This window comes from Campylobacter sp. CNRCH_2014_2452, assembly GCF_025772865.1.
Classification (GTDB): domain Bacteria; phylum Campylobacterota; class Campylobacteria; order Campylobacterales; family Campylobacteraceae; genus Campylobacter_D; species Campylobacter_D lari_D.
Map to the genome: position 1 here is coordinate 21,512 of NZ_JAKMSX010000005.1, position 23,035 is coordinate 44,546.

Consider the following 23,035-nt stretch of genomic DNA (forward strand, 5'->3'; position numbering starts at 1 on the left):
AAAATAATGGCAAACATAGCAAAACAAAGCTTACAAGATAAAGATATTAGAAATTTAAAACCTAGTGATAAACGATACAAAAAAGCTGTAGGTAATCCAAAAGAGCTTTATATTTTTGTATATCCTAGTGGCCAAAAAACTTTTAGTATTAAAATTAATGACAAATACACAAAACTTAAAGAATTTAGAGAAGGAATTTATAGTGTAGCTGAAGCTAGAAAAGAAGCTATTCAGTTTTTAAAAGAATTTGAAAAATGTAAAGATATACGGTTACTAAAAAATGGAAATGATAAATATAAGTTTAAAAACTTATTTATTCTTTATATAGATCAAAAACAAAAAAAATGTCTTAGCGATAGCTATGTTAAAAAAATTATACAAATGGTAGAAAAATATCTCATGCCAAGTTTAGGAAATTTAGATGTAAAAAACATAAAATATAGTGATTTATTATCTATATTTAATGCTATTTATAATCCAAATAATCCTTATACAAGTAGGTTAGAAACCATACACCGTTTAATCAATCATGTTCAGGGTATTTTTAGAATAGCCTTAAAAGATAGATATATTGATTTTGATCCTAGCGATGGCTTAAAAGATAACTTTGCTTCCTCTAAAAGATTTCAAAACAACCATAATATAGATACAAGATACCCTGCCTTAATTCAATCAGAAGATTTAAAAGAATTTATTCAAGATCTAAAGCAAGATAATAGAATGGAAAAACAAACAAAAAGGGCTTTGTATTTACAAATTCTTAGTATCAATAGACCTTTTAACACTGCTAGTGTAAAATGGGCTAATATTGATTTTGAAAAACAAATTTGGACTATACCAGCAAATGAAACAAAAACAAAAATTGCACATGAAATTCCACTTACAAAAACAATGATTAAGGTATTAAAAGAGCAATTTTTATTTAGCGGAGAAATTAGCGATTTTGTTTTTCCTGCACAAACCATACAAGGACATATTAATAGAGATAGCATAGGTAAAGCCATTAAAAATTTAGGAGGTAAAAATAAATGGCACAAGCGAGCTAGTTCTCATGGTTTTAGAGCTACATTTAGAACTATTTGCTCTCAACATAAGGCAGAGCTCTTAAAATTAAATATTAGCGAAGAAGTTATTGAAAGCGTTTTAGCACATAAAGAACTTAATCAAATAAAATTTTCTTATGAAAGAGAAAAAGCAACCATCATTCAAAAAAGAAAACTTTTACAATGGTATGATGATTATTTAAATAATTTAGAATTTTTAGGAATATAAATATATTATATTTTATTTCTCATAATTATTTTTATACTCTTTTTAATTTCATTAAAAAGAGTATAAAACCTTATATTACAAAACTTGAAACAGATTATAAAATTTTCTTTTTACTTTCTGTAGGAAAATTATCCATAAAATCAAATTTTTTAGATTATCAAATTTTTAGAATGTTTAACATAATTTTTTTAAATATTCAATACTTCTTTACCTTATAAAAGCTTTCCTAACTCATTGTAAAGCTTAAGAATTCTAAGCCCTTTATTCATTTCTATCTCTTTAGTAAATAAATCATACTTCAAAATAAAATTTACCTTTTATAATTGCTAAAATGTCTACACAATCACTAAATTCGCTATTATAAAATTTTATTTCTTCTCCACTCATAGTTTTAAGTATTATTTTATCAAACTCATGAAAATATTGAACTATAAGAATATTTTCTTTGTAATTAATGATGATTTTATCTCCATTTTCAGCATTTTTATTACTTGATACAACTAAAATATCACCATTTTTTGCATAAGGCTCTAATTCATTATGTTTTACTTTTAAAAAACACAAATCAAAATATCCCATACCATCAAATAAATGATTTAAAAATAATGATTTTATATTAAATGTTTCTAAATATTTTCCATCTATATAGTTTTTAACTCCATCACATATAGCACAAATACTTTCTTCTATTTTCTTAAATTCAAGTTTTTTACTTATATCTATATTGTATTTTTTAAAGGCCTCACTTAGCGTCATATCAGAATCAAAGTATTCAAACCCTATCCCTGTTGCTTGCAAAATTTTCCATTTTGCACCTTGAGTAATGGAATTTACATTGTTTTCATAAGAATTGATACTACCTTTAGTAATACCTACTTTTTCTCCAAATTCTCTTTGGCTTAATCCGTAAGCATTCCGCAAATCTCTTAATTTTTCACCTATCGTTTTCATAAAATATATTCTACAATAAAATAATTTTAAAGAAAATAAAAAAATTTAATGATAATTATTGACAATTTTTAGAAAATAAATTATTATTTTATGAAAATATAAAGGATAATACATGCAAATTATAGAACCAAAAAACAAAAATTTTTTAACCCCTAAGCAATTAGAATGCGAATTTGGAATTAGTCTTAGTAAACAATATAAAATGCGTATGCAAAAAAATCAAAATCAAGCTAACTCCTTGCCTTTTATTAAATTAGGAAAAACAATTCTATATAAAAGAAGTGAGATTGAAATATGGCTAGATAAAAACATGGTCAAAGGGAATTTATGAATTCTATAAAGAGCAACAAGCTACTACTTGATATTGTTTTTGAAAAGAATTTCAAGCAAGTAAATATAGAAAAACTAGAAAACATTGATTTTGAATGGTTGATAGATAGTTTTCTTGTAAAACAGTCTTTAGTAATGTTTTATGCTAGTGCAGGAAGTGGTAAGAGTTATTTTATGTTATATTTAAGTAAATATCTGCTTGATAATAACAAAGTAGATCGTATATTTTATTTTGATGGCGACAATAATGAAAGAATATTGAAAGAACGAAAAGGAAGTGAATTTTTAAAAAGTTCAAATTTTTATTATTTTTTTTCTAACAATACAAATAAGTTTAGTCTTTTTAGAGATTTAAAAAAAGCTAAAGATTTAAAAAACACATTAATTGTAATTGATAGCATTAGAAATTTTATTCAAGATGATTTTAATAAAGACTTTACAATGATTAAGGTTTTTGATGAATTGCAAAAAATAAGAGATAATGGAGCTACTATTATTTTTCTGCATCATCAACCAAAACAAAAACCAGATGAAAATAATAAAGCCTACAAAGGTGCAACAACTTTTTTAGATAGTGTGGATGAAGGATATTTTTTACATAAAAAAGATATTAAAGCAGACGAAGAGTTTGTAATTCTTTTAGAGCCTCAAAAAAGAAGATTTGCTACAAAATCTCAGGCATTTAAAATAAACACATCAAATTTAGAATTTGAATTTGTGGATTATTTAGAATTTGCAGAAAATCATAAAACACAAATTACCCTTAATCTCGTTAAAGAAATTCTTAATGAAAACAAAAATGGTATTTGTCAGCAAGATTTAGCAAGTAAAATCAAAAAGAAAATTGAACAAGATTATGTAGAAATAGTAGGTAGAAATGCTTTATGGAAACTGCTAGATAAATATAAAAACATTTATTGGAGTATTTTTTATGAAGCACAAGAAAAAGGTGGAAAGAGGAAAATTTTTAAGATATTATAATTAATCTTGATTTGATAGTTCTTTAAGTAAAACTATTCGCTCATACTCAAGAACTATCACATGCTAACAAAAATCAAAATAACCTACCCTACTTTTTACCTCTCATATATTCAACAAACATTTCTTCAGTTATATTTTCCTCAACCACTCCATTTTCACATTTCCATATTTTCCAATCATCACCAATTTTCACGGGAAGGTAAAAAATATACCCTGTTTTTTCACTTGCATAAATATAAGCTTCTTTTAGCTTTTTAATTTTTTCTTTATATGAAGTCTCATCTATATTTGAAGAACTACTTTTATTTACACTTTTTACTTCAAAAATATGAATTTTATTTTGCTTATCTTTAAAGATAAAGTCGGGATAACTTGTGTGTTTTCTTGTGTGATAATAATCAAATTTAATATTTGATTTATCTATGAAATTCTTACCAAATAAAGAAACTTCTACATTATTAATTTTTATTTTTTTGCAACATATATCTTTTAAATTAGCAAGGATTGTAAACCACTCCTCTTCAGCTTCACTATCAAATTGAAATCTACTCCCTTTACTTTCCCATATCCAATCAGTAAATATAACTGAACTTCCATTGCTATCAAAAAAACTATAAATATCATCTCTTAATTGAACTTCAACTACATCTCCATATTTTTCATAATCTTCAACAACAGAACTTACTTTATTGCTGATATTATCTAAATTAGCATTAAACACAAACCATTTATTAAAATCTGTAACAAAATCTCTTTGCTTTTCTTTTACTTTATCACTACAAGATTGAAATTTTTTATAAGCTTTAAAAATAGACTCATTATAGTATTCTATATCATTGTTAATACAATCTGATATATCTATATCATCTAAAGCAACTTCTCTAAGAACAGTGATTTTAAATGGAGCAAATTCTTTAATTATTTCGTTTTCAAATAAACCTTTATTAATTTCGCCCTTTAATTTCACTATTGTGCGTTTATTTTGATCTTCTTTAGGTTTTATACCATAAACATAAGCTGTACTAAAAATTTCTTGAGTGTTTTTATCTAATTTTTCAAAATATGTTAAACAAGGATTACGCCTTATACGCCCAATAACTTGCTCATCAAGTTGTTTAGATTGCGAATTTCTAACTTGATAAAGCATACAAGCTCTAGGCATATCAAAGCCTTCTGTTATAACCATTTTAAAGATTACAACGTCAATAGGAAAATCATTTTGTTTAACATAGTTTTGCCACAGGCTTTTATTTTTTACTTTTTCTAATCTACTATTACTTTCATAGCCATTTTCTTTTTCTACAAAACATACCCATTTTAAATCTTTTTCTTTCAAAACTTTTTTGATGATTTCCATTTCATATTCTGCATTATTTTGATTAGAAATTTGTATTATAAAAGCAGGAACTATCCCTTCTTTATTATAAACTTCTTTAATGCTTTTAAATTTATATAAAGCTTTGCTTAATCCACTTTCTAAATCTTCTTCATCTTCTATATATTCTACTTTTTTAATCAAATTTGCACTAACAGCGTCGTTTTCTGATATACAAACATCAAATTGATCGTTTTTAGGAGTAGCTGAAAAGTTAATAACTTGAGTAAAATAATTTGATAACTCATTTAGCAGATTTGTAGCTATATGGCTTTCATCTCTTATTAAAATTATTTTTTTACCTAGATTTTTGCAAGTTTCTAAAAATACTAATAAGCTTTTTTCTTTACTAATTCTACTTGCTTTAGTATATTGTGAAGTAGGCAAAACAAACACATTATGATTTATATCAATATATAGACTATATTCTGTATTTTTTGTATTTTCTGCACCACTACTAATGTAAAAAGGGTTTAATTTTGTAAAAGTATTTAAAGATAAATTTGCAAAACTTTCAAAATTTTGTCCTGCTAATTTTCCTTTAGAAAGAGTAGAAACTATAAAAATAAAATCATCATCAATTTCTAGCATTTTATTCATCAAGCTTGCCATCATATATGTTTTACCACTTCCAGTGGGTGCTTTTAAGGTGATATTTTCTTTCCCTTGCATGGCTAAATTAAACAAGGAATTTACAGTTTCATTTTGTAATTCTATAATTTCTTGTTTCATCATTCACCTTCTATTTTTCTGCAAGTTAGCTCAAATTCTTTGCATATCCATTCTATTTTATCATGGATATTTTCAAAATCTTTTCCATAAAGTTTTTCATCTATTTTTTCAAAAACTGAATGATCGCTTGAAGCAATACTTTGAATTTCACTAACTTCTAAGCTATCTCCATAAGGAGTATTTTTTTCTAACCATTTAAAATCTTTACTTTCATCATAACATTCTCCGCTCATGATTCTTTTTAAACGCTTTGAAGTAACATCTAGGGCAATTCCATTTGGATTTAAATCTGTTATTTCATTATTAGTAACTAAAATAAATTGTCTATTACCACCATCTTGTTTGTTTAATTCCAAAACAGCATGTCCTGTAGTTCCACTGCCTGCAAAGAAGTCTAGAATGATAGATTCGTTATCTGTGGAAATTTTAATAAGATAGTTAATTAAATTTGTAGATTTTGGATTATTAAATATTTTATTACTCATAATACTAGTTAGAACATTTGTTCCTACTCCGCTGCCAACAAAATCAATAAAACTTTTTGGAGGATTTTCTTTTTCTATCACAGCATAATATTCACCTTTTTCATTTTTCTTCACTTGGCTGGACTTTAACCATTCTTTTTTCAAAACAGTATAACCATTACTATTTTTACGGATAAGTATATCATTTTTAGAAGCATTAAATTTATCCAACGCCCAAGTCCAACACCCAAGTCCAACACCCTTTTTTGGAGGACGGATTACCTCATAACCCTTCTCTAAAAAAGATAATTCACTTGTATAAACTTCTTCTTCACTATTACTAACTTTTGCTAATTCTTTATCGTAATCGTTTTTAGCAAAAAAATCTTTAGTTTGCGAGTTGTAATAAATACTATACCCTAAATTTGGTCTAGCATTTAAAGTTCCACCAGCACCACCTGTGGTAAGCCCAGAGCCTTCGTAGTAAAATTTATCTATTTTTTCATCTTTAAAAGCTCTAACTTCTACTTTTTGCTTTATTTGATAAATAGGCTTAACTGTAATATTTTTGGCGTAGCATAAAATATACTCATGATTTCCCTGTATTGTTCCTGCGTCGTTTTGCGCATTACCTTTAAGCCAAACAATATTTCCACAAAAATTTCCCTCCCCAAAAACTTCATCAAACAAACATTTAACATAAGCTTGATTTCTATCATCGATACTACAAAAAATAACACCATCATCTTTTAAAAGTTGTCTTGCTAGTATTAATCTTGGATAAAGCATGGAAAGCAAATTATCTCTTGTGATTGCATTGTTGTAATTAGTTTGTGCAAATGCACCTAAATCATCTTTTCCATAAGGTGGATCTATATAAATTACTTTAATTTTGTTTTTATAGCTAATTAAAAGATTTAAAAGAGCAGGATAATTATCGCCTATTATAAGTTTATGAGTAATTCCACCTTGATCAAAACTAAGATTCTCATTCTTTTTCAAATATCTTATTGTTTGTCCTTCATTTTTCTCCAAACGCACATCAAAATGAAAACCTGTTCTTTTATAAGTCATACCTAGAGCTGATATTTTCAAAACTTCTGTTTTATTTTCTGCATTATCGATAAGTTTTATTAGAAAATCTGCATTTTCTTTTTCTAATATACCATTACTTGCACGATCTAAAATTTTTATTTTTTCTTCTTCTTTTAATTCTTGTAAGCTTTGCAATTCATTTCTTTCCATTTTACGCCTTTCTTAAATATTATCTAATAAATTACTATTCATTTGTTGAGTAAAATCATGATATTTATTTTGTAAAATTATAATAAAAATACATAAGATAATTATTTAAAATATTTTTAGATATACATAAAAATTACAAATCATAAATTAAAAAAATTAATCTCAAAAAATCATTTTTTCTATGAGCCTCGCAGAGAATATTTTGTTATTTACTTAAAAAATGGTGTCATTTTTTGGAGTAAATAGCTATCCTGCTTTTACTAAAATTTTCATCTTAATTTTTATATTTATAAGACAAAATATTTTATACTTGTAATTAAATAAAAATCAAAAAAGGAATGTTATGAATTTTAATTATCCAAATATAAAAAGACTAGAATCTATTTTAAATGAAACATCATTTCATCAAATTTATAATTTATGGATAAATAAACAAATTTCTCACTATGCTTTAAAAATATTAGAAAGATGGGCTGAAAATTATCCAAATACAATCAAAACTTTAGGAATGTCAGATCTAATGACTTTGGTATTACCACAGGAAAAAATGGAAATTGAAATTTTATCTAGTGCAAATTCAAAAAAACAAATAGAAAATGGTTTAACTACTATGGAAATATTACAAGAAGCAGAAATAGATTTGAACTATTATATAAAAACAAATCCTCAACTTTATTCTCCACTTTTTCAAGAAACCATGCAAGAAGATAAAGTACAAAAACTAGAAAAAAATATTAACGATGACTACTGGAAATTACAAACACAAATCATAGATTTACAACATGAAATAAAAGATTTAAATTAGTTAGCAATTTAGAACTATCAATAAATAAATCACAGAATGCATAAACACTTAAAAAGTATGTATTGTAATTAATATAATACTACTATAAAATGTAGCTTTATTCTCTTTTTATAAAAATTAAAAAGAGAATAAAAAGAACCAAAAAGAAAAATAAAAAAATTTCTTATTAAATTATCAGGATAAAAAGTTATAATAATCTCATCAGAGGAGGATAGTGGCGGGATGAGACCCTCTCCTTTGATTAATCTGCATTAAAAATTCTACAAATAGCTTTACTTTGAAATTTTGGCTTATTTTAATATTCTTATTAAAAAAAGAAGATATAATTTTGCTAGAGGGGGATAGTGGCGGAATGAGACCCTCCCCTTTTTTATATTTTAAATAGGGTTCTTTTTGGGGTTCTTTAAAAAATATAAAAAACTGCAAATATCTAAAAATAAGCCTTTATAAATATTAGTTAAAACTCAATCGGACCACCATTTTTTATTTCTTTCGATTTTTCATATTTATAGCTTAAATTTTAAAACTGTTTATAAGATTTTTATTGATGATTTTATATAATATATTATAAATAAAAACAAAAGGAAATCATCATGAATCAAAGTCAATTCCAACCCATTATCAACTTTATATGGAGTGTGGCAGATGATTTACTTCGTGATGTTTATGTAAAGGGCAAATACCGCGATATTATTTTACCTATGACGATTATAAGAAGAGTAGATGCGGTTTTAGAACCTACAAAAGATAAAGTTCTCGAAACTTACAACACTTATAAAGATAAATTTGAAAATTTAGATTTTATACTAGGTGGAAAACAAGGAAACAACCTAGGCTTTTCTAATTATTCTAAATTTAGCCTACAAACCCTTCTAAATGATCCAAAAAATATCAGAATAAATTTTGAAAATTATTTGGATTGTTTTAGTGAAAATATCAAAGATATCATCTCAAAATTCAAATTCAAAAACCAACTTGACACCCTAGAAGAATCAAACATACTTTTTGGAGTGATAGAGAGATTTTGCTCACCTAGGGTAAATTTTGGCATAGAAGATATCTTAGATGAAAAAGGAAATGTTATCCACAAAGGCTTAAGCAACCTTGGCATGGGATATGTTTTTGAAGAGCTCATTCGTAAATTCAACGAAGAAAACAACGAAGAAGCCGGAGAGCATTTTACTCCAAGAGAGATCATAGAGCTTATGACCCACCTTGTATTTTTACCCGTAAAAGAACAGATCAAAAAAGGGACATGGCTTATTTATGATAATGCTTGCGGAAGCGGTGGAATGCTCACAGAGTCAAAAGAATTCATCACAGATCCTGATGGCCTTATACAATCAAAAGCAAACATCTATCTTTACGGACAAGAAATCAACCCCGAAACCTACGCCATATGCAAAGCAGATATGCTGATAAAAGGCGAAGATCCAGATCATATAAAATTTGGCTCCACTTTAAGCAATGATCAACAAGATAAAAAATTTGATTTCATGCTTAGCAATCCACCTTATGGCAAGTCTTGGGAAAATGATCAAAAAATTCTAGGTGTAGAAAAGAAAGGTTCAAATTCAACTTGCAATGACCCAAGATTTAGCGTAGGTATCACAAGCAAAAGCGATGGGCAAATGATGTTTTTACTTAATATGCTTAGCAAGATGAAAACGGATACCCCTTTAGGCTCTCGCATCGCAAGCGTGCATAATGGCTCATCACTTTTTAACTCAGATAGTGGCATGGTAGCCATAAGAAAACACATCATAGAAAAAGACTATCTTGAAGCTATAGTCGCTCTACCTACAAATATGTTTTACAATACAGGAATTCCTACTTTCATATGGATCATCACCAACAAAAAGCCAGAACATAAAAAAGGCAAAGTCCAGCTTATAAACGCTACAAGCGAAGAGTATTTTTCTAAGATGAAAAAGTCTTTAGGCTCTAAACAAAATGAAATGACAAAAGAACATATAGAAAAAATCACAAATTTATTTTTAGAAAATGTTCCTAACAAAGACTGCAAAATTTTTGACAATGAAGACTTTGGCTATATTAAAATCACCATAGAAAAGCCAAAAAGTATAGAAGTTTTAAAAGAAGATGAAAAATTTGCAAAACTCAAAGACAAAGACAAAATCTTAGAAAAATTACAAGAGTTAGAGCAAAACCCACAAGATTTTGAAGATAGAAACGAATTCATAAGCTTTTTAGGTGTAAAACTCAAAAAAAGTGAAGAAAACATCATCATAGATAGTGACAAAACCAACAACACTGAAAAAATCCCACTCAAAACAAACATACAAAGCTACTACGACACAGAAGTAAAACCCTATGTGAAAAATTCTTGGATAGCTTGGGATAGTGCCAGTGTGGGTTATGAAATACTTTTTAACAAATACTTTTATACCTATACTCCACCAAGAAAGCTAGAAGAAATAAACAGCGAATTAGAAAAGCTAGAAAAAGAAGTGCAAAATCTTTTAAAAGAGATCATGCAATGAAAAATTTCAAAGATAGTGGCATAGAATGGCTTGGGGAAATTCCAGAGCATTGGGAAATTAAACCATTAAAAGCAGTTTTTAATCAAAGAAATGAACAAAATACAAATTTGAAGTTACACACTATTCTTTCTTTAATTAAAGATATCGGTGTAGTTCCTTATGAAGAAAAAGGCAATATAGGTAATAAATCAAAAGAAGATTTACAAAGCTATAAAATTGCAAGAATTAATGATTTAGTATTAAACAAAATGAATGCCGTAATTGGTTCTTTAGGAGTTTCTGCATATAATGGTTTAGTTAGTCCTATTTATTTGGTTTTTTATATAAATAGCCCAAAATATTTAATGAGTTATTATTCTTATTTATTTCAAATTAAAAATGTACAAAAATTTTTAAAAATATATGCTTATGGCATTATGGAAATTAGAGAAAGTATAGATTATTTAGATTTTAAAAAAATGTCTTTGCCTGTCCCACCACCAAAAGAGCAAGAGCAAATCGCAAATTTCTTAGATGAAAAATGCGAAAAAATAGATTTATTGATAGAAAAAACCGAAAAACAAATAAAACTCATAAAAGAATACAAAACCACACTCATAAACCAAGCCGTATGTGGTAGGATTAATTTATAAAAGGAGAAATATGGAAGAAAAATATCAAATATTATCAGCTTTAGCGGTTTTTGATTCTTTACGACAACAAGGAAAAGATTTATTTGAAATATTGGACTCTTTTATTGTGTTTATAATATGCGATAAAAATCTAAATAATTTTACCAACACTGAAATATATGAATGTCTAAAAAATGAATTTGAATTTGATATGCCTAAAGCTGTTATAGAACAAAGATTAAAAGTAATGGTAAAAAATAAAAAATTACAATTCGATACAAATGCTAAAAAATTTTTTAATTGTAATGCTATCGGTGACACTCAATGTATAAAAAATGAGTTAAGAAAAGTTATACATGAAGAAAAAACACTAATCGATCAATTACATACATCTTTAGATTCTGGTATGTTATCAGATGATAAAGAGAAAGAAATATTAAACAAAGAATTGATTAATTATTTTTTAGGAAATACACTTAATAATTATGAAAATGATATTAATAGGTTTATTATTAAAAATATGAATAATCCTTTATTAAATATTATATCTAATGGTGTAATTGTATATAATGCATTAAGATATCAAGATACGTTTGACAATAGAAGATGGGAAAAATTAAGTATTTATATAAACATGGAAATTATTTTTCATTTTATGGGATATAACGGAACTTTTTATAATTCGATGATAAATGAATTATTTGATTTAATTATAGAAATCAATAAGAACAAAAAAGTAATTTATTTATATTATACTTCAAGAGAAGAACAACGGATAGAAAATTTCTTCAATGCTTTAATAAACAATAAAAATATTGAAGAGAAAGATGCAGCAAAAACAATAAGAAATCGTTGCGGCAATGATACATCAAAAATTATAGAAGAAAAAATAAAATTATTTAAAAAACTTCGAGAAAATGCTATATTAAAAAAAGAAATTGATGAGGTAGATTTTAATTTAGAAAAAAATCAACAATTTAACATTGTTTCGAGTGATATAAAAGAAAAGTTGCCTGAAATTGATAATGAAAAAATAGAATTTTTAAATAAACTAAATATATTAAGAAAAAATAATATGGCAACTATAGAGAATTCTAAATATTTATTTTTAACTGATGAAAATAAATATATAAGTATTTCAAAATATATAAAAATTACCTCTAAGAGTAAAATTCCTATTGCAATACAAGTAATGTACTTAACTAATATTTTATGGCTAAAACTTGGAAACTTCTCTAAAAACAATAATAAACTATTAATTTTTAAACCTGAGGTAAGAGCTAGAATATCTATAGCACTTAATTTACATAATCACAATATTGATTTATATAATCAACTTGATAAGAAAATAAAAGAAGGTATGGATGAAGAACTAGCTAAAGAAATTTTAGTTGATCTTCGATCGTTGGATATCAGGCCTGAAGACATTGATGAAGATAATATAGTTTCTCTTTCTAATATGAGTGGCGTAGATTTGGATTATTTTATCCAGCAACATAGTATTAAAGAAGAAAAAATAAATACAATGAAAAATGAAATAGAAACTTTAACCAATGAAGTTAATAAAGTAAATAATGAACATAATAAACTACAAAAAGAAAATGAAGAATTGAAACAAAACAATAAAAGTAAAGATGACGAAATTAAAAACTATAGAAGTGAAAAACTTAAATATGAAATAAAAGAGTTCGAAAGAAATAAAAAAACTCTTAAAATTTACAAATTTTTACGCATATCTACAATTACTGTGTTTTTTATGCTTCTATGCATATGCAGTTATTTTGTTGCTTCACAATATAAATGGCTAGAACCTATATGGAAGATTGCTATAAGTATTATTTTCTCTTCTTTAAGTAGTATATTAGGAATAAAAATATTCTTTGCGGATAAAATAAAAAAATGCCGAGAATATTTAAAACAATCAGAAGAAAAAATAAAAATATTACAAGAAAAAATAAAGGGAGTTAACAATGACTAACTACCAAGAGAAAGATTTAGAAAATTTCATAGAATCATATTTGTTAGAAAACCATGCCTATATCAAAAGAACAAATGAAAATTACGATAAAAATTTATGTTTAGATGTAGAGCTTTTTGAGAATTTTTTACAAGCTACGCAAAGTGTAGCATTAGAAGAGCTCAAAAAGCGTTGTGGGCAAAATTATAAAAAAGAACTTTTTAATCGTATTTTCTCACAGATTAAAACCAAAGGCATAGTCAAAGTCTTACAAAGCTATGTGGAGATCAAAGGCATTAAAATTTACCTAGCCTTTTCAAAACCAAACACTAGTGCAAACGAAGAAAGCGTGAAAAAATACGAGCAAAACACCCTTTCTATCATACGCCAGCTTCACTATAGCACGCAAAATAATAACTCCCTTGATATGGTGATCTTTTTAAATGGCTTGCCCCTTATCACCATAGAACTTAAAAGCCATTTCACCGGACAAAATGTCTTCCACGGCATAGATCAGTATAAAAAAACCAGAAACCCAAAAGAAGCTATATTTAGCTTTACTATAGTGCATTTTGCACTAGATAATGATCTTTGCTATATGAGTACAAAATTAGATCAAGATGCAACTACGTTTTTGCCTTTTAATCTTGGTTTAAACAATGGTAGTGGCAAAATAGGCTTAGCAAATGGAGCAGGCAACCCACCAAGTGATGGTATAAAAACAGCTTATTTATGGGAAAAAATCTTTAAAAAAGATACTTTGCTTAATTTATTTTTTAATTTTGTGCAAGTTGTGAAAAAGGAAAACGAAGAAATCATCATCTTTCCTAGATACCATCAATTTGATGTAGTAGAAAAACTACTCGCCCATGCAAAAGAAAACGGCACAGGGCAACGCTACTTGATACAACATAGTGCAGGAAGTGGCAAGAGTAATTCTATATCTTGGCTTGCACATAATCTCGTAAGCTTACATAGACTTGAAAAAAACATCTTTGATTCTATCATCGTAGTAACCGATAGAAAAGTGCTTGATAGGCAAATAAGAGAAAATGTAAAATCTTTTTCACAGAAGACAAAAGACCTAGTCGAAGCCATCACTCATGGAAGCAAACAGCTTAAAAATGCTTTAGAAGAAGGTAAGAAGATCATCATCACAACCATACAAAAATTTCCTTTCATTTTAGATGAGATCAAAACCTTAAAAAGCAAAACTTTTGCTATCATCATCGATGAAGCACACTCTAGCCAAAGCGGAAGCAATGCTCAAAAAATGGCTGAAGTCATAAGAAGCAAAAGCTATGATGAAAATCAAAATTTAGATGATGAAATTTTAGAAATCATAAAAAATAAAAAACTCCAAAGTAATGCTTCTTATTTTGCATTTACCGCTACGCCTAAGCCAAAAACCTTAGAAATGTTTGGTATGCCTTGTGATGTTAATGGAGAACAAATGTTTATCCCTTTTCATCTTTACTCGATGAAACAAGCCATAGAAGAAGGTTTTATACTCGATGTATTAAAAGGCTATACAACTTATAAAAGTTACTATAAACTCATATCTTGCACAAATGACAATCCAAAATACGATAAAAAAAGAGCAAACGCAAAACTAAAAGCTTATGTCCAAAACAATATAAAAACAATCGAACAAAAATCACAAATCATGTGTGAGCATTTTTTCCAAAATAGTTTTAAAAAGATAAATGGCAAAGCAAAAGCTATGGTTGTAACAAGCTCAAGAGAAAATGCTGTGAAGTATTATCTTGTTTTTAGAGAGTATTTAAGAAAAAATTATCCACATTTTAAAGCTATAGTGGCTTTTTCAGGTGAAGTAAATTTAGAAGGTGAAATTTATAGCGAAAGTGGTTTGAATGGTTTTTCAGAAAATGCTTTAAAAGATGAGTTTAAAAAAAATGAGTATCGTTTTTTAATCGTTGCGGAAAAATACCAAACCGGATTTGATGAGCCATTATTACATACGATGTATGTAGATAAAGCATTAAGCGGAGTAAGTGCAGTGCAAACTCTATCAAGACTAAACCGAACTTGCAAAAACAAAGAAAATACTTTCGTACTAGACTTTGCAAACACCCATGAAGATATAGCAAAATCTTTTAGTGTATTTTATGAGCAAACTTACTTAAGTGAAGCTACAGATGATAATAGAATTTTTGATTTAAAAGCAAATCTAAATGAATATGAAATTTACACCCAAGAAGAAATAGATGATTTTACAAATGCCATTTTAAAAAATGAAAAAGAAAATGTCATTCATTCAAAATTAGACACAATGTTAACTAGATTTGATCAAAAAAGTGATGATGAAAAATTAGATTTTTATAATAAAGCAAGGACTTATCTTAAAGAGTATTCTTTTTTAGCTCAAATATTACCCTATGAAGATATAGAACTTGAAAAGCTTTATATACTACTTAAAAAACTTACTAGTAAGATTATCTTACCTAAACCAGAGGATTTAGCTAAAGGAATTTTAGATAATGTGGATTTTGATAGTTATCGCTTACAACTTGATAAAACACAAGATATCATTTTGCAAGGAAATGGAGAGCTAAAACCTTCTTTTGCAGATGGTTCGAGTAAAAGTGCCGAAGCTGAATTAGAAGAGCTTTCAAACATCATTAAAGATTTTAACAACAAATACGCAAATATAGACTTTAACGAAAGCGACAAAATAGCTAAAATCTTATATGATATAAAAGATGATATAGCAAAAAATGAAGAAATACGCGAAACTTTTAACAAATCAGGTATGCAAAATTCGCGCATTAGATTTGATGAAATTTTAGAAGACAAAATTCAAGATCTTTTAAATTTAAATTTGGAACTTTTTAAACAATTTACTCAAAATAATGACTTCAAAGACAAAATAGCAAATACAATGTTTAATATGATCTATGAAAATGCAAAATGATATCTAGGTAGTTTTACCAAACTACCTATTTTTACATATACTTTAACAAATTCGTAAATTCTTGAATTTCTTTTTCTTGATCTAAGATGATTTTTTTAGCAATATCAGTGATAGTTTTATCTTTAGAGTAAAATAAAATTTGTTTTGAAGCATCTACTGCACCTTGATGATGTGCTATCATCGCTTCTAAAAAGTCTTTATTGATGTTTTTGCTTTCTTTAACCGAACTCATTAAAATCATCATTTTTTGCATTAACTCTTTTTCTTCTTGAACGAATTTTTTATAAGTTTCTTCATCAATTTGAGTTTTTGTATAAAGATTTTTATCTAGAATTTCTTGAAATTCTTGGATTTCTTTTTCTTGAGCTTTTATGATATTTTGAGCGATTTTTTTCATCTCTTCACTTTTAGTATGTTCTAATAAAAGCTTAGATGAATCAATAGCACCTTGGTGATGTGGAATCATATTAGCTAAAAAATCTCTTTCTATGTCATTGCTTTGTACTAAAGGATTTTTCATCATAGGTTCATGCATACTCATCATGATTTGTGATGAAATACTTCCAGAAGCTCCATGATGAGCATGATGAGAATTTGCAGCAAATAAAGTACTTGCTAAAACTAAACTTGAAACTATAGTTTTAATTTTCATTTTTTTCCTTTTTTTAAAATAACTTTGGAATGTTATAAAAATTATATAAACTAAAATTAACAAAGAAAAAAACATTTTTTTGTTATAATCTATAATACTAAAAAAATAATAAGGATGTTATATGCTAAAAGAACTACTTGAAATAAAAAAAGAAATGGAACCTATAATTCATGATTGTTCAGTAAAAATTCAAGTAGCCGCAAGAGAAGTAATCGTAAGAAAAAGAGAATATGAAATCTATGGTCCTATGATAGATAGAGTATATCTTGATAATGCTATATATATAAAAGTTTTTGGTAGTGGGCGTGATACTAAAAGCACTAAAGTAGATATTAAAAATGGACTTTATATGGTTTATGTAGCACCTGATAAACCTACTAATCAAGAAATTATGAATAAACTAAAAATAGCATTTGAAAGTATAGATAATAAATTCATCTCAAGAATTTTAGAACTCAATAGAAGAATGAAAGAAGTGATTAACAAAACTCAAGCAACCCTAGCAAAAGCATCAAATATGAATGTTTTGATAGAAACAAATCTAGGCGAAGCTACTGCGGCACATAAATTTGTAATAACTATTAAATATTTAAAAGATAATCAAAAATTAGAATTAAAAAATTCAAAATCTGCAGGAAGTTTTAGAGATACCAAAAATCATATCAACCTAGTAGTAGAAAAAAATACTGATTCTGCTGTATGTGAAAAACTTCTACATGATGTTGAAATTTATTTTATAGGAAATGGAAAGTAAAATCACTTTTTTACTCTCAAATTTGCTAAATGCGTCAAAGCTACTGCGATAGCATCGGTAATATCAAGTGGCTTGATGTCTTTTGAAATTCCAAGTAATCTTTTTACCATAAAAGCTACTTGCTCTTTAGTAGCTTTTGCTTTACCTGTTACGGTTTTTTTCACTTGTAAAGGTGTGTATTCTGCAAATTCTCCATGAATTTGTAAGATTTTTAAACTCAAAGCTCCACGAAATTGTGCTAGTTTTAGAACCGTTTTTGGATTATAAGCAAAAAATATATCTTCTATAGCTACCTCATCAAACTGATGATTTTTAAAGATTAGATCAAGTCCTTCACATAATTCTGTAATTTGATACTGTAAATCATTGGGTTTGATTTTGATAAGTCCTGCTTCTATGAGTTGATTTTTATTATTTATTCTTTCTACAATAGCATATCCACAATATCTAGAACCAGGATCTATCCCTAAAACTTTCAAACTTTTCACCTTTTTATTCACATAGATGTGAAATTTAAATTTTTATGTGAATAATTTTAACCATTTTTTATAAAAAATAAGCTAGAATTTCAAGTTTTACATCATAATTTATAAGAATAATAATGAATATAAAAGATTTTTTATTTGAATTTAAAACTGAAATTAGCAATAACGAATACAATACTTACATTTCTCACTTACAATTTAGTGAAAAATTAAGTAAAAATAATATCTTAGTATTTATCGCACCAAATCATTTTTTAGCTAAATTTATACAAACAAAATACGCACAAAAACTAGCTTATTTTTATGAAGTAAAAACAGGGATTAACCCTCAAGTTAAAATCATTACAAATGATCAAAAGATAGAGAAAAAACATTTTTCTACAGATATTTCACAGATTAAATTTCAAAGTACTATTTTAAATCCTTCTTTTACTTTTGAAAGCTTTGTTGTAGGAGATTCTAATCAATTTGCCTATGCAACTTGCAAAGCTATTACCGATAAAAGCAAACTTGGAAAATTATACAACCCTATCTTTATCTATGGCCCTACAGGACTTGGAAAAACTCACTTGCTTCAAGCTGTCGGAAATGTGTGCTTAGATAATGGATATAAGGTTATTTATGCTACAAGTGATAATTTTATCAATGATTTTACCATGCATTTAAATAACAAAACTATGAGTAAATTTCATGAAAAATACAAAAATTGCGATGTTTTACTCATCGATGATGTGCAGTTTTTAGGTAAAACAGATAAAATTCAAGAAGAATTTTTCTTTACTTTTAATGAAATAAAAGAAAAATTTGGACAAATCATCATGACAAGTGATAATCCTCCAAATATGTTAAAAGGCATAACAGAACGCTTAAAAAGCCGTTTTGCAAATGGGATCATCGCAGATATCACTCCACCTCAGCTTGATACAAAAATCGCAATTATCAAGAAAAAATGTGAATTTAATGCTATTTATCTCAAACCTGAAGTTATAAGCTACATCGCTACTTCAATGGGAGATAACATCCGAGAAATTGAAGGTATGATTACAAATCTAAATGCCCAAGCAAGGCTTTTTAATCAAGAAATCACTTTAGAAATCGTTAAAAGCTTTATGAAAGATCACATTAAAGAAACAAAAGAAAATATTAGTGTTGAAGACATACTTGCTGATGTTTCAAAAAGCTATAATCTTAAATCAAATGATATAAAATCAAATAAAAAAACACAAAATATCGTTATGGCAAGAAGGGTTGTGATATATTTAGCAAGAGAGCTTACAACTATGTCTATGCCTCAACTTGCTAGATTTTTTAATATGAAAGATCACACTGCCATTTCACATAATATTAAAAAAATTCAAGAGTTAATGAGTGAAAATGAAAACCTAAAAGCCATAGTAGATGAATTAAGAAATAAAATTTTAACAAAAATAAAAAGTACCCTGTGAATAAAAGTGAAAAATAAAAAATTTTATTCTATGAGTAAAATTTCTATAAAAAAAGGCTTTTAAAAAGCATTTCACATTTTCACATTGCTTATTATTATGATAAAATAAATTTAAAAAACAAAGGAAGTAAAAATGAAAATTAGCATTAATAAAAACACTTTAGAATCTGCCATAGTTTTAACTAACTCTTATGTAGATAAAAAAGACTCAAGCAACATCGCTTCTCACTTACTTTTTGAAGTAGTTGAAGATAAATTAATCATAAGAGCAAGTGACTATGAAATAGGTATTAACTATAAAATCAAAAAAATCAAAGTTGAAAGTGCAGGTTTTGCAACTGCTAATGCTAAAAGTATTTTAGATATCATTAAAAGTTTAAATAATGAAGATGTGGTCTTAGAAACTATAGAAAATTTCCTTTTTATTAGACAAAAAGGAACTAAATATAAACTTCCTATGTTTAATTATGAAGATTTTCCAAATTTCCCAAGCACTGAAGGAAAAGATAAATTTGATATTGATTCAAGTGATTTAAGTAGATCTTTGAAAAAAATCCTACCTGCAGTTGATACAAATAATCCAAAGTATTCTTTAAATGGTGCTTTACTTGATATAAAAACAACCCACATTAGCTTTGTAGGAACAGATACTAAACGCTTAGCAGTTTTTACACTAAATAAAACAAATGAAAAAGAATTTAATCTTTGTATCCCTAAAAAAGCTATTTTAGAAATGCAAAAAATCTTTTTTGAAAAAATTGAAATTTATTATGATGAAAATATATTGATTGCAAAAAATGATAATTTTGAGTTTTTCACAAAACTTATTAATGATAAATTCCCTGATTATGAAAGAGTAATTCCAAAAAATATTACAAAAGAATTTATTTTTAAAACAGAAGAATTTATGGATGCATTGAAAAAAATCAATGTAATTACTGAAAAAATGAAATTAAATTTCCATAAAGATAAACTTGTATTTGAAGGTATTAGTTTAGATAATATGGAAGCAAAAACTGAACTTGAAATGGAATTAAACATAGATGAAGAATTTAATCTTTGCATTAAAAATAAATTCATCACTGATTTTTTAAATTCTATTGAAAGTGAAACATTCAAACTTAGCATAAATGAACCTCATATGGCGTTTTTAGTTTCAAGTGAAGAATTACAAACAGTAATTATGCCAGTTATTTTATAAGGAAAATAAATGCAAGAAAATCAAAATTATGGCGCAGGAAATATTAAAGTTTTAAAAGGCTTAGAAGCTGTTAGAAAACGTCCTGGTATGTACATAGGTGATACCAACATAGGCGGTCTTCATCATATGATTTATGAAGTAGTGGATAATTCTATCGATGAAGCTATGGCAGGTTTTTGTGATACGATTAATGTAGAAATCACCACAGAAGGTTCTTGTATAGTAAGTGATAATGGTAGAGGAATTCCTGTGGGAATTCACCCTACTGAAAATATCCCTACTTTAACTGTAGTTTTAACCGTGCTTCATGCAGGTGGAAAATTTGATAAAGATACTTATAAAGTTTCAGGTGGTTTACACGGGGTTGGTGTGAGCGTTGTAAATGCTTTATCAAAAAAATTAGTTGCTACAGTGCATAGAGATGGAGAAATTTATCGCCAAGAATTTTCAGAAGGTAAAGTTACAAGTAATTTTGAAACCATAGGTAAAAGTAAAAAAACAGGAACAATCATAGAATTTTGGCCAGATGATCAAATTTTTGAAGTGACTGATTTTGATTATGAAATTTTAGCTAAAAGATTTCGTGAACTTGCATATTTAAATCCAAAAATTACTATAAATTTTAAAGATAATCGTGTAGGAAAAGCAGAAAGCTTTCATTTTGAAGGTGGTATAAGTCAATTTGTTACAGATTTAAACAAAAAACAAGCTCTAACTAAGGCAATATTTTTCAATGTAGATGAAGAAGATGTAAATGTTGAAGTAGCATTGCTTTATAATGATAGTTATAGTGAAAATTTACTTTCTTTTGTTAATAATATAAAAACTCCAGATGGTGGAACGCACGAAGCAGGTTTTAGAATGGGTTTAACTCGTGTTATTAGTAATTACATTGAAGCAAATGCTAGTGCTAGAGAGAAAGACTCTAAAATCACAGGTGATGATGTAAGAGAAGGTTTGATAGCAGTTGTAAGTGTTAAAGTACCTGAGCCGCAATTTGAAGGACAAACCAAAGGAAAATTAGGTTCAAGTTATGTTAGACCTATAGTTTCTAAGGCTTCTTTTGAGTATTTAACAAAATATTTTGAAGAAAATCCTATTGAAGCAAAAGCTATCATGAATAAAGCTTTAATGGCAGCTCGTGGTAGAGAAGCAGCTAAAAAAGCTAGAGAATTAACCCGTAAAAAAGAAAGTTCAAGTGTAGGGACTTTGCCAGGAAAATTAGCTGATTGTCAAAGTAAAGATCCAAGTGAAAGTGAAATTTATTTAGTTGAGGGTGATAGTGCGGGAGGTTCTGCAAAACAAGGTAGAGAAAGAACTTTCCAAGCGATTTTACCTTTAAGAGGTAAAATACTCAATGTTGAAAAAGCAAGACTAGATAAAATTTTAAAAAGTGAACAAATTCAAAATATGATCACAGCTTTTGGTTGTGGTATTGGTGATGAGTTTGATATAGAAAAACTAAGATATCATAAAATTATCATTATGACAGATGCTGATGTAGATGGTTCTCACATACAAACTTTGCTTTTGACATTTTTCTTCCGTTTTATGAATGATCTTGTAACAAATGGACATATTTATTTAGCTCAACCACCTTTATATCGCTATAAAAAAGGTCAAAAAAAAGAAATTTATCTAAAAGATGAAAAAGCTTTAAATGATTATTTGATCGAAACAGGTATAGAAAGTTCTACTTATGAGGGTATAGGATTAAACGATTTAAAAGATTTTCTAAAAATCGTTGCAGCTTATAGAAGTGTTTTAAAAGAATTAGAAAAAAGATTTAATGTAATTTCAGTGATTAGGTATTTGATAGAAAATCCTGATTTGATAAAAGCTTCTAATGAAGAATTATTTAAAGTCATAAAAGAATTTTTAGAAAAACAAAATCACAATATCTTAAATTCATATATCAATGAAAATGAAATTCGTGTTTATGTACAAACTGAAAATGGTTTAGAAGAGCTTATCATCAATGATGATTTATTTGCTAATCCTTTATATGAAGAGGCAAATTATATTTATCAAAAAATTAAAGATAGAGACTTAAAATTTGATAAAGATATTTTAGAAATTTTAGATGAAGTTGAAAAAAATGCTAAAAAAGGTGCTTATATACAACGCTATAAAGGTCTTGGTGAGATGAATCCTGAACAACTTTGGGAAACAACTATGGATCCAAGTAATCGTCGTTTGTTAAAGATCACCATAGAGGATGCTCAAAGAGCAAATGATACTTTCAACCTTTTCATGGGTGATGATGTAGAACCACGCCGTGAGTACATACAAGCTCATGCTAAAGATGTTAAACATTTGGATGTTTAATTTTTAAAT

General features: G+C 27.1%; 17 protein-coding genes. 12 read left to right on the forward strand and 5 right to left on the reverse strand.

From position 1 onward, the window contains the following. Window positions 1–6: 6 nt before the first annotated feature. On the forward strand, window positions 7–1,272 hold the full coding sequence (locus tag L8X38_RS04235; protein ID WP_059110992.1) for a tyrosine-type recombinase/integrase: 1,266 nt from the start codon (window positions 7–9) through the stop codon (window positions 1,270–1,272). Window positions 1,273–1,563: 291 nt separating this feature from the next. Here the strand turns inward: L8X38_RS04235 and L8X38_RS04240 are convergent, their stop codons facing one another. Then, entirely contained in the window at window positions 1,564–2,223 is a 660-nt protein-coding gene (locus L8X38_RS04240; protein WP_002871903.1) for a helix-turn-helix domain-containing protein, read from the reverse strand. A 112-nt stretch (window positions 2,224–2,335) separates the two neighbouring features. Between L8X38_RS04240 and L8X38_RS04245 the strand changes: the two genes are divergently transcribed. Continuing rightward, on the forward strand, window positions 2,336–2,554 hold the full coding sequence (locus L8X38_RS04245; RefSeq protein ID WP_002871904.1) for a helix-turn-helix domain-containing protein: 219 nt from the start codon (window positions 2,336–2,338) through the stop codon (window positions 2,552–2,554). Next, window positions 2,551–3,534: an AAA family ATPase gene (locus L8X38_RS04250; RefSeq protein ID WP_059110993.1), complete on the forward strand. Its 984-nt coding sequence runs from the start codon at window positions 2,551–2,553 to the stop codon at window positions 3,532–3,534. Before L8X38_RS04245 ends, L8X38_RS04250 begins: the two co-directional genes overlap by 4 nt. An 88-nt stretch (window positions 3,535–3,622) precedes the next feature. Here L8X38_RS04250 and L8X38_RS04255 read toward each other — a convergent pair whose 3' ends face one another. Both L8X38_RS04255 and L8X38_RS04260 read right to left on the reverse strand, forming a co-directional pair. After that, window positions 3,623–5,641 (reverse strand): DEAD/DEAH box helicase, encoded by a 2,019-nt coding sequence (locus L8X38_RS04255; RefSeq protein WP_257928305.1) that lies wholly within the window; start codon window positions 5,639–5,641, stop codon window positions 3,623–3,625. Beyond that, window positions 5,641–7,350: a site-specific DNA-methyltransferase gene (locus tag L8X38_RS04260; RefSeq protein ID WP_257928304.1), complete on the reverse strand. Its 1,710-nt coding sequence runs from the start codon at window positions 7,348–7,350 to the stop codon at window positions 5,641–5,643. Before L8X38_RS04260 ends, L8X38_RS04255 begins: the two co-directional genes overlap by 1 nt. Window positions 7,351–7,693: 343 nt before the next feature. On the opposite strand from L8X38_RS04260, the gene L8X38_RS04265 reads away from it, so the two are divergent. From L8X38_RS04265 to L8X38_RS04285, 5 genes are all read left to right on the forward strand, one after another. Beyond that, window positions 7,694–8,155: a hypothetical protein gene (locus tag L8X38_RS04265; RefSeq protein ID WP_059110996.1), complete on the forward strand. Its 462-nt coding sequence runs from the start codon at window positions 7,694–7,696 to the stop codon at window positions 8,153–8,155. Window positions 8,156–8,748: 593 nt separating this feature from the next. Next, on the forward strand, window positions 8,749–10,659 hold the full coding sequence (locus tag L8X38_RS04270) for a type I restriction-modification system subunit M (RefSeq protein ID WP_263661387.1): 1,911 nt from the start codon (window positions 8,749–8,751) through the stop codon (window positions 10,657–10,659). Beyond that, window positions 10,656–11,291, forward strand: a complete 636-nt coding sequence (locus L8X38_RS04275; protein WP_263661388.1) for a restriction endonuclease subunit S — start codon at window positions 10,656–10,658, stop codon at window positions 11,289–11,291. The genes L8X38_RS04270 and L8X38_RS04275 overlap by 4 nt, the downstream gene beginning before the upstream one ends. 10 nt (window positions 11,292–11,301) lie before the next feature. After that, window positions 11,302–13,248, forward strand: a complete 1,947-nt coding sequence (locus L8X38_RS04280; RefSeq protein ID WP_263661389.1) for a hypothetical protein — start codon at window positions 11,302–11,304, stop codon at window positions 13,246–13,248. Beyond that, complete coding sequence (locus tag L8X38_RS04285) at window positions 13,241–16,162, forward strand: type I restriction endonuclease subunit R (RefSeq protein ID WP_263661390.1); 2,922 nt, start codon at window positions 13,241–13,243, stop codon at window positions 16,160–16,162. Before L8X38_RS04280 ends, L8X38_RS04285 begins: the two co-directional genes overlap by 8 nt. Window positions 16,163–16,193: 31 nt before the next feature. Here the strand turns inward: L8X38_RS04285 and L8X38_RS04290 are convergent, their stop codons facing one another. Next, on the reverse strand, window positions 16,194–16,814 hold the full coding sequence (locus tag L8X38_RS04290; RefSeq protein ID WP_133319078.1) for a DUF305 domain-containing protein: 621 nt from the start codon (window positions 16,812–16,814) through the stop codon (window positions 16,194–16,196). A 121-nt stretch (window positions 16,815–16,935) separates the two neighbouring features. Here L8X38_RS04290 and L8X38_RS04295 point away from each other — a divergent pair, with 121 nt between their 5' ends. Beyond that, window positions 16,936–17,568, forward strand: a complete 633-nt coding sequence (locus tag L8X38_RS04295) for a hypothetical protein (protein WP_133319079.1) — start codon at window positions 16,936–16,938, stop codon at window positions 17,566–17,568. Window positions 17,569–17,570: 2 nt separating this feature from the next. On the opposite strand, the gene ruvC is transcribed toward L8X38_RS04295, so the two are convergent. Beyond that, the gene (gene ruvC / locus L8X38_RS04300) at window positions 17,571–18,047 is read right to left on the reverse strand and encodes a crossover junction endodeoxyribonuclease RuvC (RefSeq protein ID WP_039627288.1); all 477 of its coding nucleotides are present in this window, start codon (window positions 18,045–18,047) and stop codon (window positions 17,571–17,573) included. A 122-nt stretch (window positions 18,048–18,169) separates the two neighbouring features. Between ruvC and dnaA the strand changes: the two genes are divergently transcribed. The 3 genes from dnaA (at window position 18,170) to gyrB (ending at window position 23,026) form a co-directional block, all read left to right on the forward strand. Further along, entirely contained in the window at window positions 18,170–19,498 is a 1,329-nt protein-coding gene (gene dnaA, locus L8X38_RS04305; RefSeq protein ID WP_263659229.1) for a chromosomal replication initiator protein DnaA, read from the forward strand. A 132-nt stretch (window positions 19,499–19,630) separates the two neighbouring features. Beyond that, window positions 19,631–20,698 carry a DNA polymerase III subunit beta gene (gene dnaN, locus L8X38_RS04310; RefSeq protein ID WP_039617031.1) on the forward strand — a complete coding sequence of 356 codons (1,068 nt, stop codon included), beginning with the start codon at window positions 19,631–19,633 and terminating at the stop codon, window positions 20,696–20,698. 9 nt (window positions 20,699–20,707) lie between these two features. Beyond that, window positions 20,708–23,026: a DNA topoisomerase (ATP-hydrolyzing) subunit B gene (gyrB, locus tag L8X38_RS04315; protein ID WP_115644741.1), complete on the forward strand. Its 2,319-nt coding sequence runs from the start codon at window positions 20,708–20,710 to the stop codon at window positions 23,024–23,026. The last annotated feature ends 9 nt before the right edge of the window (window positions 23,027–23,035 follow it).